This window comes from Glutamicibacter sp. PAEs-4, assembly GCF_051161755.1.
GTDB lineage: Bacteria > Actinomycetota > Actinomycetes > Actinomycetales > Micrococcaceae > Glutamicibacter > Glutamicibacter nicotianae.
Map to the genome: position 1 here is coordinate 2,751,260 of NZ_CP195017.1, position 16,296 is coordinate 2,767,555.

Annotated in this window: 12 protein-coding genes and 1 pseudogene; 5 read left to right on the plus strand and 8 right to left on the minus strand. The window is 57.9% G+C overall.

The window, feature by feature from the left end; all coding sequences use genetic code 11:
* Positions 1–172 precede the first annotated feature (172 nt).
* Together mgrA and ACR9WD_RS12990 are read left to right on the plus strand one after the other, a co-directional pair.
* Positions 173–1,234 (plus strand): L-glyceraldehyde 3-phosphate reductase, encoded by a 1,062-nt coding sequence (mgrA, locus tag ACR9WD_RS12985; RefSeq protein ID WP_434922175.1) that lies wholly within the window; start codon positions 173–175, stop codon positions 1,232–1,234.
* Positions 1,235–1,506: 272 nt separating this feature from the next.
* Positions 1,507–2,889, plus strand: coding sequence for an NAD-dependent succinate-semialdehyde dehydrogenase (locus ACR9WD_RS12990; RefSeq protein WP_434922176.1), 1,383 nt, complete (start codon positions 1,507–1,509; stop codon positions 2,887–2,889).
* 67 nt (positions 2,890–2,956) lie between these two features.
* Here ACR9WD_RS12990 and ACR9WD_RS12995 read toward each other — a convergent pair whose 3' ends face one another.
* The 4 genes and pseudogenes from ACR9WD_RS12995 to ACR9WD_RS13010 all read right to left on the minus strand — a co-directional run.
* Positions 2,957–4,099 (minus strand): HTTM domain-containing protein, encoded by a 1,143-nt coding sequence (locus tag ACR9WD_RS12995; RefSeq protein WP_434922177.1) that lies wholly within the window; start codon positions 4,097–4,099, stop codon positions 2,957–2,959.
* Positions 4,096–4,899 (minus strand): DUF5819 family protein, encoded by an 804-nt coding sequence (locus ACR9WD_RS13000; protein WP_434922178.1) that lies wholly within the window; start codon positions 4,897–4,899, stop codon positions 4,096–4,098. Before ACR9WD_RS13000 ends, ACR9WD_RS12995 begins: the two co-directional genes overlap by 4 nt.
* 190 nt (positions 4,900–5,089) lie before the next feature.
* Entirely contained in the window at positions 5,090–6,949 is a 1,860-nt protein-coding gene (locus ACR9WD_RS13005) for a hypothetical protein (RefSeq protein ID WP_434923222.1), read from the minus strand.
* Positions 6,950–7,393: 444 nt separating this feature from the next.
* Positions 7,394–8,386, minus strand: a pseudogene (locus ACR9WD_RS13010) (choice-of-anchor G family protein); the annotation flags it as partial.
* Between the two features lie 437 nt (positions 8,387–8,823).
* Between ACR9WD_RS13010 and ACR9WD_RS13015 the strand changes: the two are divergent.
* On the plus strand, positions 8,824–9,540 hold the full coding sequence (locus tag ACR9WD_RS13015) for a LuxR C-terminal-related transcriptional regulator (protein ID WP_162989339.1): 717 nt from the start codon (positions 8,824–8,826) through the stop codon (positions 9,538–9,540).
* A 17-nt stretch (positions 9,541–9,557) separates the two neighbouring features.
* Here ACR9WD_RS13015 and ACR9WD_RS13020 read toward each other — a convergent pair whose 3' ends face one another.
* The 3 genes from ACR9WD_RS13020 to ACR9WD_RS13030 all read right to left on the minus strand — a co-directional run bounded on the left by ACR9WD_RS13020 (position 9,558) and on the right by ACR9WD_RS13030 (position 13,449).
* Entirely contained in the window at positions 9,558–10,271 is a 714-nt protein-coding gene (locus ACR9WD_RS13020; protein WP_143181157.1) for an SH3 domain-containing protein, read from the minus strand.
* Positions 10,272–10,370: 99 nt separating this feature from the next.
* The gene (locus ACR9WD_RS13025; RefSeq protein WP_434922179.1) at positions 10,371–10,871 is read right to left on the minus strand and encodes a ferritin; all 501 of its coding nucleotides are present in this window, start codon (positions 10,869–10,871) and stop codon (positions 10,371–10,373) included.
* A 145-nt stretch (positions 10,872–11,016) separates the two neighbouring features.
* Entirely contained in the window at positions 11,017–13,449 is a 2,433-nt protein-coding gene (locus ACR9WD_RS13030; RefSeq protein WP_434922180.1) for a Tex family protein, read from the minus strand.
* Between the two features lie 126 nt (positions 13,450–13,575).
* On the opposite strand from ACR9WD_RS13030, the gene ACR9WD_RS13035 reads away from it, so the two are divergent.
* Positions 13,576–13,878: a hypothetical protein gene (locus ACR9WD_RS13035; protein WP_223308772.1), complete on the plus strand. Its 303-nt coding sequence runs from the start codon at positions 13,576–13,578 to the stop codon at positions 13,876–13,878.
* Between the two features lie 44 nt (positions 13,879–13,922).
* Complete coding sequence (locus tag ACR9WD_RS13040; protein ID WP_073707916.1) at positions 13,923–14,333, plus strand: RNA-binding S4 domain-containing protein; 411 nt, start codon at positions 13,923–13,925, stop codon at positions 14,331–14,333.
* On the opposite strand, the gene ACR9WD_RS13045 is transcribed toward ACR9WD_RS13040, so the two are convergent.
* Positions 14,330–16,279, minus strand: a complete 1,950-nt coding sequence (locus ACR9WD_RS13045; RefSeq protein WP_434922181.1) for a prolyl oligopeptidase family serine peptidase — start codon at positions 16,277–16,279, stop codon at positions 14,330–14,332. The genes ACR9WD_RS13040 and ACR9WD_RS13045 overlap by 4 nt on opposite strands.
* Between the last annotated feature and the right edge of the window lie 17 nt (positions 16,280–16,296).

Consider the following 16,296-nt stretch of genomic DNA (forward strand, 5'->3'; position numbering starts at 1 on the left):
TACCTCCTTGGCCTGGCGGGTCGGTTCATCATTTAACGCGATCCACAGAACTATTACGCACACAGCAGATTCGCCGGGGCCTATTTGTTTAGTTCAGGCTCTGGCCTATTGTGGAAATTGACTTCTCATCGATTTCCGCTCGCCAGCGCTTGGCCTGGCAGAAAGGTGCCTCGTGGAATACGAACGCCTCCCGTCCATCCCTGAACTGCACCGCCCCTACACCGCTGCCGCAGACCGCTACGAGCACTTCGGCTACCGCCGCGTAGGCGACTCCGGCCTGCGCCTGCCGCCGCTATCCCTGGGTCTGTGGTGGAACTTCGGGGATAACCGCCCCTTCGACACGCAGCGCGAGATCCTGCGCCATGCCTTCGACCATGGCATCAACCACTTTGACCTGGCCAATAACTACGGCCCTCCGGCAGGCTCGGCCGAAGAGAACTTCGGCCGCATGATGCTCAAGGACTTCAAGCCCTACCGCAACGAGCTGGTCATTTCGTCCAAGGCAGGCTACGACATGTGGCCAGGCCCGCACGGCACCTTTGGCTCCCGCAAGTACCTGCTGGCCTCCTGCGAGGCTTCGCTGAAGAAGATGAATCTGGACTACGTGGACATCTTCTATTCGCACCGCTTCGATCCGAAGACTCCGCTGGAGGAAACCATCGGCGCCCTGGATACCCTGGTCCGCCAAGGCAAGGCCACCTATGTGGGCATTTCCTCGTACTCGGCAGAACGCACTGCTGAAGCCGCATCCATCGCCAAGGACCTGGGGACCCCGCTGGTGATCCACCAGCCGTCGTACAACATCCTGAACCCTTGGGTGGAGCACGGCCTGCTGCAGACCTTGGAAAAGGAACGCATGGGCACCATTGCCTTCACCCCGCTGGCCCAGGGCCTGCTCACCGACAAGTACCTGGAAACCACCGATGTGGTGCGCCAGGGCGGACGCCGTTCGCTCGAAGCCCAGCTGACCGATGAGAACCTCGCCAAGATCCGCAACCTGAACGAGGTCGCCAAGAAGCGCGGGCAGTCGCTGGCACAGATGGCCTTGGCTTGGCTGCTGCGCGAAGGTGCGGCAACCTCGGTGCTGATTGGCGCTTCGTCCACCAAGCAGCTGGACGAGAACCTTGGTGCGCTGGAGAACCTCGACTTCTCCGAGGCTGAATTGGCCCAGATTGCCAAGATCGCCCAAGGCGATGCAGGAATCGATTGGTGGCGAACTTCCGCTATCAGCTAGCGATCCACTGATCACAGCGTAATTATCTGTGCTCTCGAGCCGTGCTTTCCAAGACATGACTTGGAAACCACGGCTTTTTCGCTCGCTTCTGTCTGCATCTTCATCCCTAGCCAAATTCCTGCTGTTCCTCGGTGGCTGAAAGCTGTTTCTGCAGATAAGCTCGGAGTAGACGCAATATGAAGTGAATTACATTCATTTATTGCGTGGAGTCCGCTAACGTTAGAGCCACGCGGCTTACGCTGGCCACTTTTGTGCAAACGACAGGAGCATTGATGAGCGCCCCAACCTACAAGGTCTTGAACCCGGCTACCGGTGAAGTTGTCGAGGAGTTCGACGCAGCAACCGACGAGCAAGTCGAGCAGGCATTGGCTGCAGCGCAGACCGCCTACGAATCATGGCAGGACGTCGACATCAACGAACGCGCCAAGATCATCTCCAAGGTCGGAGCGCTCTTCGCCGAGCGCGCTGCCGAGCTCGGCAAGATCATGACCACCGAGATGGGCAAGCCGCTGTCCGAGGCCGTGGGCGAGGCAGAATTCTGCCAGGAGATCTTCGAGTACTTCGCCACCGAGGGCCCTGCATTGGCTGCGGACCAGGAGATCAAGTCCTTCTCCGGCGGCAAGGCCATCGTGCAGAAGCGCCCGGTGGGCCCGCTGCTGGGCATCATGCCGTGGAACTTCCCGCTGTACCAGGTGGCCCGCTTCGCGGCACCAAACCTGATGCTGGGCAACACCATCATCTTGAAGCATGCAGAGTCCTGCCCGCGTTCGGCTCTGGCCATACAGGAAATCATGGATGAGGCCGGCGTGCCTGCAGGCGTCTACAACAACCTGTTCGCCACCCACGATCAGATCTCGACCATCATCGCTGATCCCCGGATCCAGGGCGTTTCGCTGACCGGTTCGGAACGCGCGGGCGCTATCATCGGCGAGCAGGCAGGCCGGAACCTGAAGAAGGCAGTGCTGGAGCTGGGCGGATCGGATCCATTCGTCGTGCTCGACTCCGACGACGTCGCCGGCATCGCCGAGACTGCGTGGGGCTTCCGCATCGACAACACCGGACAGGCTTGCAACTCGAACAAGCGCATGATCGTCATGGAGGACATCTTCGATGATTTCGTTGCCGAGCTGACCCAGCGTGCGTCGGGCTTGAAGGCCGGCGACCCGATGAAGGAAGAGGAAGGCACATTCGCCCCGATGTCCTCGCGCAAGGCCGCCGAGGATCTGCACGCACAGGTGCAGGATGCGGTCTCCAAGGGCGCGACCCTGCATGCCGGCGGCGTGCTGCACGACGGCCCTTCCGCGTACTACTCCCCTGCGGTGCTGAGCGGCGTCACCAAGGACATGCGTGCCTACTACGAGGAGCTGTTCGGCCCGGTAGCCGTGGTCTACAAGGTATCCAGCGACGAGGAAGCCACCGAGCTGGCTAACGACACCATCTACGGCTTGGGAGGTTCGGTGCACTCCACCGACGTCGAGCGCGCTTCCAAGGTGGCGCAGAAGCTGCAGTCCGGCATGACCAACGTGAACGCAGCCAGCGCGGAAGGTGCAGAAATGCCATTCGGCGGCGTGAAGCGTTCAGGCTTCGGCCGCGAACTTGGCCCGCTGGGCATGGACGAGTTCGTGAACAAGCGCCTGTTCTACGTAGGCGAATAGTCCGCCAAGCGCAGCGAGGGGCTGTTTCCTGATTATTCAGGAGACAGCCCCTCGGTTTTATCGGGTACTAGACGCTGACTTTTTCGTGCAGCTCTTCATTCCGTTTATCGCCCACAACCGTCTTCATTTCTGGAGCGGCCACATCGGCAGGCGCATCCTTGGCTGCCTTCTTGAACCAATTCGCTAAGCGGCTCCAGGTGACGTCACGGATGAAGATGGCATCTACGCCAACCATTGCCAAAGAGAACCACGGAAGGCCCATCAAGATGGCAATACCAATATGGAACGAAACCATCGCGAACAGCACAGGAATACGTGTCCATCGGAAAAGCAATGCCCCTGGGAAACTGACTTGCAGAACGATTGATCCAATACTCGCGATGGCAACGGTCCATCCCATCGTGGTTATCAGTTCGCTGATCTCCGGCCATGGTCCGAAGCGCATGGTATGCAGCGGCCCATAGACGGCTGTGCCTTCTTGCCACGGTTCACCGGTGGACTTGTATAAGGCTCCCGAAACATAAATCATGAACACCTGGCAGGCCAAAGCGATAATGGCCAGATTGTGCCAGAGAGCGGTCAGCGAAGTTGGCAGTACGCGGGCACCATTCCACAGCTTTTGGAACACGTTCCCGCTGAATTCGGCATTGCGTCCACGACGGCGTGCATCAAGTGACCATCGAGCCGAGTGATCAGTGAACATCATCAGGAACATGGCGATACGCATCGCGTTGTCCCCCTGGTCGCTGCCAAAGAACGGGGTTTCAATGAACCCAATCCATAGCCACAGGAATATTGGAAGCAAGATACGTGCGCGGTAGCCAACTATGAGGGTTACAGCCAGAATCATCATCATTAGGAAGAAGATGGTCACCGACGTATCATTCTTCGCAATCGAGAAGAAGAAATCGAAAAAGCCGCTTTCGCCAAATGAGCTAATTGGTGCCTCAAGTTGCCCGGACCATGCTGCACCGCTTCCATAGGTGTAGAAACGGGTGTTGAAATTAGTCAGCAGCAGGCCTAATGCAGCCGACCCGAACAGGATACGAGCCACAGCGATGCCATAGAGAGCGCGTTTCTGGTCATACAGCCAGCCCTCTACGGTAGCAACTACGTTCTTGCAAACATTGAGGAAGTACGGTGGACCCTCACGCCAGAATGCGGACCATATGCGAGCAATCGCGGTCAAAACCTTCGAAGCTATACTCATTTACCTGCATTCACCCCTTCCAACGAGTTGAAGACCTTGGCGAAGTTTTCTTGGCTTTGACCATCCATTACCGTCATTCCACGCCAACCTGATTCGATGGTGACAGGCTTTGGCCGTTTCGCATTTTCATCATTTCTATGCGAAAAAGGAATGACTCCTTGGCGACCCGCCCTGAACTGGATTCTAGTAATCTTTTCATCGCCCCAGACCGCCTTTGCAACTTGAGTGGCGTAGGCACTTGCCTGCTTTTCTGCGACCAGGAAATCAGCCGTTCTATTTTTCGAGTTGCTCGAGTTCTTCGTAATTTGGCTATTGAGGCGGTTAGTCATGCGTTGAGTCCAGTCATCACCTTTGAAGTAACTGAGCTCGACTGATTCTTGCTGATTGTCGTTTAGTTTTCGCCATGAATTCTGGTAAACGCTTGAGAGCCGGTCTCCCGCTAGCGCGGCCCTCGGCGGGAAGAGATTGTGATGGATCATGTCCATTTCGCGCTTCACAGGATCAATCCATGCCGTGGTGCGTTCTTCGCCTGCATCATCCACGATGCTGGCACGAACTTCGAAGGAATAGTCGCCATCGACCGGTTTGGGAGCAAATACCGACCAGCTTTGTCCAAACATGGGCATCATGTAGTTGCGCAACGCATTGTCTGGAACTATTTTGCGAATCTCATTTGCGGGAGCCACCCAGAGGAACGTCGCAAAAATATGCCAAGCAGTGAGCAAGACACAGACGAATCCAACTAGCCGAAGCCATAACGGATATTTCCTACTCTTGGCGGTGCCAGAAGATACCGTCATTTCCCATTCCTGTCCGTTCGGGAATCCGATTTTCGCTCGTAGAATGGATCGTCATTCTACGAGTAGCCAATCTTCAATTTCATTTCCTATTTGGGGTTTTGCACCCAACATATTAAGCACAGAATAGACGATAAGCCGGGCTGACCCTCGGGTCAGCCCGGCTTGCCGTATTTATTACAAGGTCAAGCTACTAGGCACGCTTGCGACGAGCAATCATGATGCCCGCACCAGCCAGCGCCAGCAGTACTGCTGCACCGCCTGCCAGGAGAACACCCGATGCGCCGGTATCAGCCAGCTTGTCATCGTTCTTGCCATCGTTCTGACCGTTGGAGCTGGAGTCTTCGTCAGATCCATTCGATGCAGAATCGCCCGCGGATGCTGCGTCAGCTTCAGCGTTAGCGGTCGCGTCAGCGTCAGCATCAGCGTCAGCAGTCGCGTCAGCTTCAGCGTCAGCATCAGCGTCAGCAGTCGCGTCAGCAGTTGCATCGGCAGTTGCGTCAGCGGTCGAATCAGCAGTCGCGTCAGCCTCTGCGTCGGCAGTTGCGTCAGCGGTCGAATCAGCAGTTGCATCGGCAGTTGCGTCAGCGGTCGAATCAGCAGTTGCATCGGCAGTTGCGTCAGCGGTCGAATCAGCAGTTGCATCGGCAGTTGCGTCAGCGGTCGAATCAGCAGTTGCATCGGCAGTTGCGTCAGCGGTCGAATCAGCAGTCGCGTCAGCCTCTGCGTCGGCAGTTGCGTCAGCGGTCGAATCAGCAGTTGCATCGGCAGTAGCGTCAGCGGTCGAATCAGCAGTCGCGTCAGCCTCTGCGTCGGCAGTTGCGTCAGCGGTCGAATCAGCAGTTGCGTCAGCGGTCGAATCAGCAGTTGCATCAGCAGTTGCGTCAGCGGTCGAATCAGCAGTTGCATCAGCAGTTGCGTCAGCGGTCGAATCAGCAGTTGCATCAGCAGTTGCGTCAGCGGTCGAATCAGCAGTTGCGTCAGCGGTCGAATCAGCAGTCGCGTCAGCCTCTGCGTCGGCAGTTGCGTCAGCGGTCGAATCAGCAGTTGCGTCAGCGGTCGAATCAGCAGTTGCATCAGCAGTAGCGTCAGCGGTCGAATCAGCAGTTGCATCAGCGGTCGAATCAGCAGTTGCATCGGCAGTAGCGTCAGCGGTCGAATCAGCAGTTGCATCAGCAGTAGCGTCAGCGGTCGAATCAGCAGTTGCATCAGCGGTCGAATCAGCAGTTGCATCGGCAGTAGCGTCAGCGGTCGAATCAGCAGTTGCATCAGCGGTCGAATCAGCAGTTGCATCGGCAGTAGCGTCAGCGGTCGAATCAGCAGTTGCGTCAGCGGTCGAATCAGCAGTTGCGTCAGCGGTCGAATCAGCAGTTGCGTCAGCGGTCGAATCAGCAGTTGCGTCAGCGGTCGAATCAGCGGTCGAATCAGCAGTTGCATCGGCAGTCGCGTCAGCAGTTGCATCGGCAGTCGCGTCAGCAGTTGCATCGGCAGTCGCGTCAGCGGTCGAATCAGCAGTTGCATCGGCAGTCGCGTCAGCGGTCGAATCAGCAGTTGCATCGGCAGTAGCGTCAGCAGTCGCATCGGCAGCTGCCTCTTCAACAACTACGAAGTTCACTACATCGGTGGAACCGTTCTCGTCCGTTGCAGTAGCGGTGTGGTCACCAGCTGGCACGTCAGGGAACGTAACAGTCCAAGTACCGTCTTCGCCAACAGTGGTCACCTGATCATCCTGTCCCGGGATCGAGACAGTTACTTCGGTACCAGGCTCACCGGTACCAGTCACGTCAACGGGGCCAACAGGAAGTTCTTCGCCTTCGGTCGGAGTCAGAATATTTACCGCCTCGGCCGCAGGAGCCTCGTCCAGTGCCTTAATGCTCGAAGAACCGAGGTCAACGCCTAGGTTTGCAGTACCAGGCAAAACATCAAGTGCCAGCGCGCGAACGGTGAAGCTATCCGCACCTAGATCACCCACGGTTGGCTGCTCGTTGATTGTAATGGCAACGAGCTGTGACAGCACTGGATCCAGTGCCTCGTCGAGCAACGGAGTAATCACGGTTCCTAGAGTGGTCGATAAGGTTGGTCCTACCTGCGCCAGCGAAGCGTTGATTACCGGCTCAAGTTCGCTACCGATATCAGATACAAGACCGGTCAGCAGTTCAACAATAGGCTGCAGGACTGTGCCTGCTGGGATACCAGCGACGTTGATTTCACTTGTGTCGACAATCGGCTCTGCATGTTCAGGTTGACCCATGAAGCCGCCCAAAGTGCCGTTTACAGAAACCGGAGCATTAACCAGTTGGATATCCGGAAGAGTTGGAACCGGATTTGGAAGGCTAATGTCAGCCTGAATTTCGACATTAAGTTCAAGGTCGTAAATACCGTCGTTGACAAGGTTTACTGCCTTGGTGACCAACGAGTTTGGGCCGTCGCCGATCAATGCATCCTGCACACCGTCAACGATCAAGTTGACTACATCACCCGATAGGACGGAAGTGTTTGCCGGCAGCGAGTTTAGATCGGTTGATCCAGTGGAGTCAACGATCAGCTGCGCCAGATCCACATGAACAGTTCCATTGGCAAGGTTTACAGAAACACTGCCGTCAGTGTTTTCAACTGGGCTTGCCAGCAGCTGTGTGCGAATTGACGTGAGCAACGGCTCGGTATTAATCGAAAGGCCATTGAGCTCTGCATTTACAAGCGGCAAGTTGCCAATGCCATCGACGACGCCACTTACTAGAGTCTCAATTGCGCCACCCGAGTCCAAGAGACTCGTTACGGGACCGATCGCGGCTTCTACTGCGCTGTTAACTTCAGTAGCGAGGCCGCCAACGAGGGGGCTGCTGATGTCTACCTGGAGATCGGCAACTGCGTACTCGGAAGTGACTGCACCAGCATTCTCGGAAGCGGTCGAGCCGAGTGCACCAATGGTGATAGAAGCTTCGTTCAGCACGTCGTTTACGAGTTCTGGTGTCAGAACCTGTGACAGCAGATCAGTAAGGTTGACCTTCGACGGATCAGTACCATTACCTGGATCTCCGTCGACGTTCAAGGCCCCGTTGTCACCCAGAATACCGGCAGAAGCGGTGGAGGTGGTTTCGGATTCCGAAATCGCGTAGCTAGACAACGCTCCGAGGTTACCCAACTGAAGAAGGCCTGGTTCTTCGGCCGATCCCTTAATAAGAGGGATGTTCAACGAACCTAAGTTTAGATTGAGTGCTTCAAGCAGCGCAACGTTGAGGTCGTTGCCGTTTGCACCAATGTTGTCTGGGAAATCGGAGTCCGCCTTAGCGCTCCCAACTACATCCAGACCCAAGCCTTCAACAAAAATGCCATGTCCATGTGCTGCGGAGACCGCGTCGGTCTCTACGGTGTCTGCAATTGCTTGAGGAGCGCAGAGCAATGAGCCAAACACAACTGCTGCAGTCGTGCCGAGGGCCACAGTGCCCGCCCCCTTCTTTCGACTTAGTGCCGGGTTTTCTTGATTCTTCACAGTAATCTGTCCCGTTACCTTCCGATGGTTGTAGCCTTCTCAAGTGCGTCAGCTATTGGACACCGGACGTTGAAACCGGTGCCCACCGTAATTAGGTGCCGAGCGCGGAGAACGCACAGGTGCACGATCTCCGTATTTGACTCTACGGTTGAAAAACCACGGCCCACAGGTTGCTTTCAGCCATTTCTTTGCATACTCAGGTCAAACTTCTTAGCCAGGCGGCCAAAATCAATGACCAGCAGGTAATACTGACTAGTAATTTAAGTTCATGCCATTAGAGTAAATAATCTACTTTCAGATTCTGACCTGAACATTTACCTGAACAGGAAAGTAACAATGTGACAATAGCCTTATAATGCTACCTGTCAAGCTAACGAATTAGGCCAGTTGACCATAGACTGGGCTTCATCGGCTAGCTCACGTCACGTCTGGATGAGTTGATTAAGCCGGTCAGGATAGCGACGGTTTTCAGAACTGAGGATTCTTGTATGGAGCAAATGCGTATTCACTTGGCCGATAGTGACCATTTTTCAAGGGCCGGAATTGCTGGCGTCTTGTCTGAAGCTGATGACATGCAGATCGAGCACGTTTCGGACTCCATGACCGAAGCAGTCCAAGCGGCATCCGAATTGAAGCCAGACATTGTCATCCTGGAATCATCACTGAACGGGACAGATTTGCTCAGTTCGATCCGCGAAATTTCGGAAAAGACGCCAACTACCAAGATTGTCGTGTTGGCTACCCGATACCGGAGGGACGAGATCTTCAAGGCCTACGATGCCGGCAGCGCAGCACTGCTTTCAAAAAGCTCCATCAGCTCGGAATTACCTAGCGCCTTGCGTATGCTCACCGCTGGATACCAGCTTTTCGCTGAACCCGAGGATGGCTGGGAGCCGCCAACGCGCACTGTGCGCCGAGCAACGCAGCAAGCTGCCATAATCAATCTCAGCGAACGTGATCGCAGCCTAACGCGCCTGGTAGCTGCCGGGATGACGAATTCGCAGATTGCGCGCATCGCGCATATCTCCGAAGGATCGGTCAAGCTCCACTTGGCTCGCATCATGGAGGAACTTGAGGTGACCAATAGGGTCCAGCTTGCGGTCATCGCCACAGAAACCGGATTGGTGTCCTCGGCAGACCTGCAAATCGCCTAGGTAATGCTTCCGGCCCGCTAATATACGGTACGTAGTTGGCTGGCAGGGATCCACATTTCTTCGCCGTCACGGTCGATCCTCCGCCACGCGCCCTGACGGGCCACGATGACAACTGCAGTATCTGCAGGCAGGATTCGCGCCAACGAATAGTGATCGCCAGGACCGCGACGCGCGTTCAAGCCAATGGTGGTCAGCGCACGCTGGTTGGGAACGGCAATCAATCCGCCTTTGGCTGGACGCGATGGAATCTCCTGCAAGTACATGCTTGGAACCCAGCCGAGCAATTTGCCGCACTGCACTTGGGACCATAGTCCCTGCTGGAGCATCGACCGGACCTTGGAACCCTGGTCAATGACCTTGAGTACCGGATAACCTGTGCCGCTGCCCTTGCGCAGATTCAACGTAGCTGTCGTCACATGGGTGGCTTCGATCAATGAATAACGTGAAAGAACCGGCTCGGCCAGTTCGTCGTCGTCTTCTGCAACTGCCGGCTCGTCGAATACCGCTGGAATCGGTTCAAGATAGATATTCGGCAACCAGCCATACGTATGGTGCACGAGAACGTGCGCCCACGAGCCTTTGACCTCGATCAGCACCAGCTCGGTGCCTTGCTCCAGATGGCTTTGCACTACATAGTGGCGGCCGGCGCCCTTGCGCAGCTTGAGCGAGGCAGTCGTCCGGTGGGTATTGGCAACGGACGACGTCCGCGCCGACTGATGTGGAAAGCCCACCTGGTTCACGACCACCTCAACTGAAAAACTTAGGGAAGCAACCACCGGTTGCTTCCCTAAGTTTATTCCATATTTAGAAGATGCGTGCTTCGCAGTCTCTTAGGATGCGGAAGAGCGCGAACCGAGTTCTGCGTCCAGTCGCAGCAGGCCGCTTCCGTCGTTGCCGATCATCTTGACGCGGTCCAGGATTTCACTAACGGTGGCTTCCTCTTCCACCTGCTCGTCGATGAACCAGTGCAGCAGCGGCATGGAGTCGATGTCTCCCTCGGTCTGTGCCAAGCGGTACAGCTCGCGGATTGCTTCGGAGACCTTCTGCTCGTGCGCCAACGAGGCAGCGAACGCGTCGGCAACACTGTTCACGTTGACGGTCGGTGCAGGCTGCTCGCCAATCTTCGGGTGGGCCGAACGGTCGGTCATGTGGGTCATGAACTTTTCCGCGTGCACGATTTCCTCGCCAGCCTGGGCGCGGAACCAGCTAGCAATGCCTGGGAGGCTCAAAACGTCCATTTCAACTGCCAGCTGACGGTAAACCGTGGCTGCGGTTAGTTCGAGAGTTACCTGGGTGCTGAAGGCTTCTGCCAGTTTTCCTGTAAGTTCCATGCCTCCAGAATAACCCTGCACAAGGGCCTTGTCACCGAAGTTTGGACTCACTTAGTCCAACCTGAATTAGGGAATCATCCCAAGTTGGGATCAAGTTAACATAGCCGATACTAACCTAGGTTAGGCCAACCGAACCGCTCGCAATCTACTTGCCCAACCCTGCCCGACGCAGTGCCTCAGCCATCGCGGTGTTGCCCGGCGCAGCAGGTTTGCCCTGGGCGGAACGGGCATTTCGGTTCTGCCCGTTCCGGTGCTGGCCAGTGCGTGCAGAACCACCGGTTCCCTGCCCCTTCCGCTCGCGCGGTCCGGAGCCCTTGGCTGTTTCCCCGGCCGCGGGCAGTTCATCGTCCAGGCGCAGGGTCAGCGAGATGCGCTTGCGCGCAATGTCCACGTCCAGCACCTTGACCTTTACAATCTGGCCGGAGCTGACGACCTCGCGAGGATCCGAAATGAACTTGTTGCTCATTGCTGAGACGTGAATCAGGCCGTCCTGATGGACACCGAGATCCACGAACGCACCGAAAGCCGCAACATTGGAGACTGTGCCTTCCATGATCATCCCCGGCTTGACGTCCTTGATGGTCTCCACGCCTTCCTTCAGCGTAGCCGTCACGAACTCACCGCGCGGGTCACGGGCAGGCCGCCGCAGCTCGGCGATCACGTCGCGAATGGTTGGCTCGCCAAACTGCTCAGTGGCGAAGTCCTGCGGGTTCAGCTCCTCAAGCCGGCGGCCCTGGGCCTCGGCGCTGGCCTGCAGGGTCTTGGCCAACGCGTAGGCTTCAGGGTGCACCGAGGAAGCGTCAAGCTTCTCCTCGCCTCCGGTGATGCGCAGGAATCCCGCGCACTGCTCGAAAGCCTTGGCTCCCAGACGCGGTACTTTCAGCAAATCCTTGCGGGTGGCGAACGGTCCGTTTGCGTTGCGGTGATCCACGATGTTGCGGCTGAGCAGCGGTCCCACGCCGGCCACACGGGCCAGCAGCGACGGAGATGCTGTATTCACATCGACACCCACGGCATTCACGCAGTCCTCGACCACCGCGTCCAGTGCGCGGTCCAGCTTCGAGGCAGTGACATCATGCTGGTATTGCCCCACGCCGATGGACTTCGGATCAATCTTCACCAGCTCGGCCAGCGGGTCCTGCAAGCGGCGGGCAATCGATACCGCACCACGCAGTGACACGTCCATATCCGGCAGTTCCTGGCTGGCCAGTTCCGAGGCCGAGTACACGGAAGCGCCAGCTTCCGAAACGATGACCTTGCTGATGCCCTCGCCGCCCAGCGCCTTGATGACTTCAGCCGCCAGTCGGTCCGTTTCACGCCCGGCCGTGCCATTGCCCACCGCAATCAGCGTCGTGCCGTGCTTCTTTGCCAGATTAGCCAGCACTGCGATGGATTCATTCCACTTATTGGCTGGTGCGTGCGGATAGATCGTCTCGGTTTCCACCGATTTGCCGGTCAGGTCCACCACGGCAACCTTCACACCGGTGCGCAGGCCTGGGTCCAAGCCCAACACAGCCTTGTTGCCAGCCGGCGCAGCCAGCAAGACGTCGCGCAGGTTCGCCGCGAAGATCTTCACCGATTCATCTTCGGCGGCTTCGAACAATCGCGAACGCAGGTCGGATTCGAAACGGGTCAGCAGGCGGGCCTTCCACGCCAACCGCACGGTTTGCGCAATCCATTTGGCGGCAGGTGCATCGCTGGGAACGTTCAGCCCCAGGTACGCGGCAATGGCGTTCTCATAATTGCCGCGGGCGTCGGCCAAAGCCTGTTCATCCCGTGGGTCAGCTTCGGCAAGCTGCAGATTCAGCACCCCTTCACGTTCGCCGCGCAACAGGGCAAGGACCCGGTGCGAGGGCAAGCGATCAAGATCTGCCACGTAGTCCAGGTAATCGGAGTACTTTCCCTGTCCTTCTGCGGTCGCGCCGGCGGCGACGCTGGCACCAATTTTTCCCGTCTTCCACAGGCGTTCGCGCAATTCCCCAGCGAGAACAACGTCTTGGGATACCCGCTCGGTCACGATGGAACGCGCGCCAGACAGCACATCGGCATCGGTGGCAAAACCTGCCTCCGGGTTAAGGTAGCCGGCAGCTGCCTGCCCCGGATCCGTCGATGGATCAGAGAGCAGCAGATCAGCCAGGGGTTCCAATCCGGCTTCGCGGGCAATCTGGGCTTTGGTGCGGCGCTTTGACTTGAATGGCAGGTAAAGGTCTTCGAGCTCCGCCTTGGTGCCGGCCGCACGAATGGCCTGGGCCAGCTGGTCTGTCAGCTTTCCGGATTCGGCAATGGCTTCAAGGACAGCCGCTCGGCGGTCCTCCAGCTCGCGCAGGTACCGCAGACGTTCTTCGAGCAAACGCAGCTGGCTATCGCTGAGCATCCCTGTGACTTCCTTGCGGTAGCGGGCAATAAAGGGAACCGTTGATCCGGAGTCCAAGAGCTCGATCGCTGCCTTGATCTGCCATGGTGCCACAGCGGATTCGCTGGAAAGTTCCCTGGCCAGTTGAGCAATGATGTGCTGCCCGGTCGCGCTGTCTTTTGCGGTGTTCTTCTGCTCGCTAGTCACCGATCCATTGTGCATCATGCGGTCCGATCTTCTGATGATCGACTCGGTTGGCATTCAGCAGAAACTCAATCTCCGTAGCTATGATTTGTTGTTATGGGGATTGTGAAAGTTCGAAAGTCAGCGGCGCTAATTGCTATTTCAAGCATGGCGCTTTTGAGCAGCGGATGCGCATTTGTCGAGGACACTGCGGCCGATGCAGCCAACCAGCTGACTGATGCAGCGTCCAAGGAAATCGTGCGCCAGGCCTGCGCTCCCGTCCAGGACGGCACGATCGACGCAAGCGAACTTCGCGTCCTCTCATCCATCGTGAAATCAGTTCAAGGCGGCGGCCTGCCACAGGAATTGGTTGATGTGCTCCAAGAGCTGGCGAACTCCGGAGACCAGGCACCTGAAGCCCTGCAGCAGCGCCTGGTCGAGATTTGCGACGAAGCGACAATTTCCAACTAGTCGCCGTTGGCCGCACCAAGTATCGGCTGATCTAGACTTTTCTCATGGTCGAAATTCCAACAAGCGGCAAAGTACGTCTCGATGCATGGCTGTGGGCGGTGCGCATCTACAAGACCCGTTCGGCTGCGACCACCGCCTGCCGCGCCGGGCACGTCCGCTTGAACGGCGACCCGGTAAAGGCTTCTCAAGCTGTGGTTTCCGGTGATCGCATCCGTGTGCGCAAAGACGGTTTCGACCGCGATCTGGAAGTCAGCGGGCTGATCTCTAAGCGTGTTGGCGCGCCCGTTGCCGCCAAGTGCTACATCGACCACACCCCGCCCCGCGAGCGCCTGGTCATTCCCCAGGTACCGATTCGCGAGCGTGGCGCCGGCCGGCCCACCAAGAAAGACCGCCGCGAAATGGACCGCTTGCGGGATTCCTGGCAGGCCCCAGCGCCAGATGCTGATCTGTTCTAGGACAGCTCTATCGCCGGAACGTCGGTGGTGAATCCGAAGATCTGCGCGTAGAAAGCCAGGGAGCTTTCCAACGCCTTGATGATGTTCTCCGACTTCCTGAAACCGTGCTGTTCCCCTTCAAAGAGGATGTAGGCATGGTCGATGCCGCGTTCGGCGAGCGCGTCAGCCACCACCTGCGACTGCGCCGGCGGCACCACCTTGTCTTCATCGCCCTGCAGCAGCAGTACCGGGCAGGAAATCTTGGACACGTGGTTGATTGGCGCGCGTTTCTCATACAGTTCAGCGGCTTCCGGGTACGGTCCCACCAGCGAGAACATGTACTGCGATTCGAAGTCGTGGGTGTCCTGCACCAGGCCCACCAGATCCGAAACGCCATAGCGGCTGATGCCTGCGGTGAAGGCATCCGAGAAGGTCAGTGCGCACAGCACGGTCCACCCGCCAGCGCTGCCGCCTTCGATGCCGATGCGTGCGGGGTCGGCGATACCCTGCGCCACCAGCGCATTGACCACGGCGACAGTATCGGACACATCGACCACGCCCCAGGCACCGCGCAGGCGGTTGCGGTATTCACGGCCGTAGCCGGTGGAGCCGCCATAGTTCACGTCAACGACGCCGATTCCGCGCGAGGTGTAGTAGGCCACCGTGGCGCTGAGCGTCGGCGAAGCCTGGCTGGTCGGCCCGCCGTGCACGAAGGTGACGAATGGCGGCAATTCGCCCTCCATTCCTGCATAGCCTTCCTGGGATGGCCGGTAGAGCAAGGCATGGACGGATTGTCCCGCGAGGTTCTTGCACTCGAATTCCTCGACGGCTGGAAGCATCGCCGGATCCGGCAGCTGGGCGATCGCACGGGTCACCGCGTGATGCTCCAAGGTGTCGAGGTTGATCAAGGTGATTTCTTCACCCTGAGTCATCGATGACGTGCCGGCGAGCAGCCAGCCCTCACGCACAGCGAAGGGGCGGATGCGGGTAAACGGCAGGTCGAAGTCCTCCAGTCCACCGGTATCCGCGTGCAGACGTGCCAGTCTGGTGGTGCCGGTGCCGTAGGAGCAGAGCATGGTGCGGGCGCTTTCTGCCAGGTACCACCCGGTACCTACCTGCCAGAGCGGGCCAGCGAATTCTGCGGGACGGTCAACCAGCCGGGTGATGCGCGCCGAGCTGTCCTGGTAGAGGTAAGGGTTCCACCAGCCGCTGGCATCGGAGATGAAGGCCAACTGGTCATCATCAAGCCACTCTGGCTGCATAACCGAGATATCTGCTCCACCAGCAATGACAGTGTCCTTGAGTTCGCCTTCGCCAGCGAAATCGGCCAGGTGCAGTTCGGTGGAGTCCCACGGCATATTCGGGTGTTCCCAGCTGATCCAGGACAACCGCGTTCCAGCTGGATTCATCCGAGGCGCTGCGACAAATCGTGCCGGGGCGCTGAGCACGCGGATCTTGTCCAGGTCCTCGGCGGCGCTGCCGTCCAGCGGGATTTGCACGATATGGCGTACCGGTTCTGCTCGCAGGTCTTCCATGATGGCCAGGATGGAATCTTCCGGGCCTTCGGTGAATTCTGCGAATCTCAGCTGCGGATCTGCGCCGTTGCCGCTAGCCGGAGTCAGTGCCGTCGGGTTGTGCGTGCCTGCGGCTTGGGAGTACACCCGCTGGTCAGCGAAGTTCACGAAGACAATGGCCGGCGTGCTGCCTTCAATGAGCATCCAGCTGGCGCCGCCGTATTCGTGGACTCGGGAGCGCACGTTGTACGGGGTCTGGATGAGTTCTGCGCCGGGCGTGCCGTCGGTGCCGTATTCCATAAGGGTGATGCGCCCGCCCTCGGCGGGACGGCCTTCTTGGACAATCAGCTTGTCCCCGTAGAAGCAGGCACCGCCCAGTGGCTTGGTTCCTGCTGCAACGTCATGCGCGGAAATCGATGATGGCCAGGATCCAAAGGGCAAGTGCGTAGGCATATTCTTGATCCTAGCGA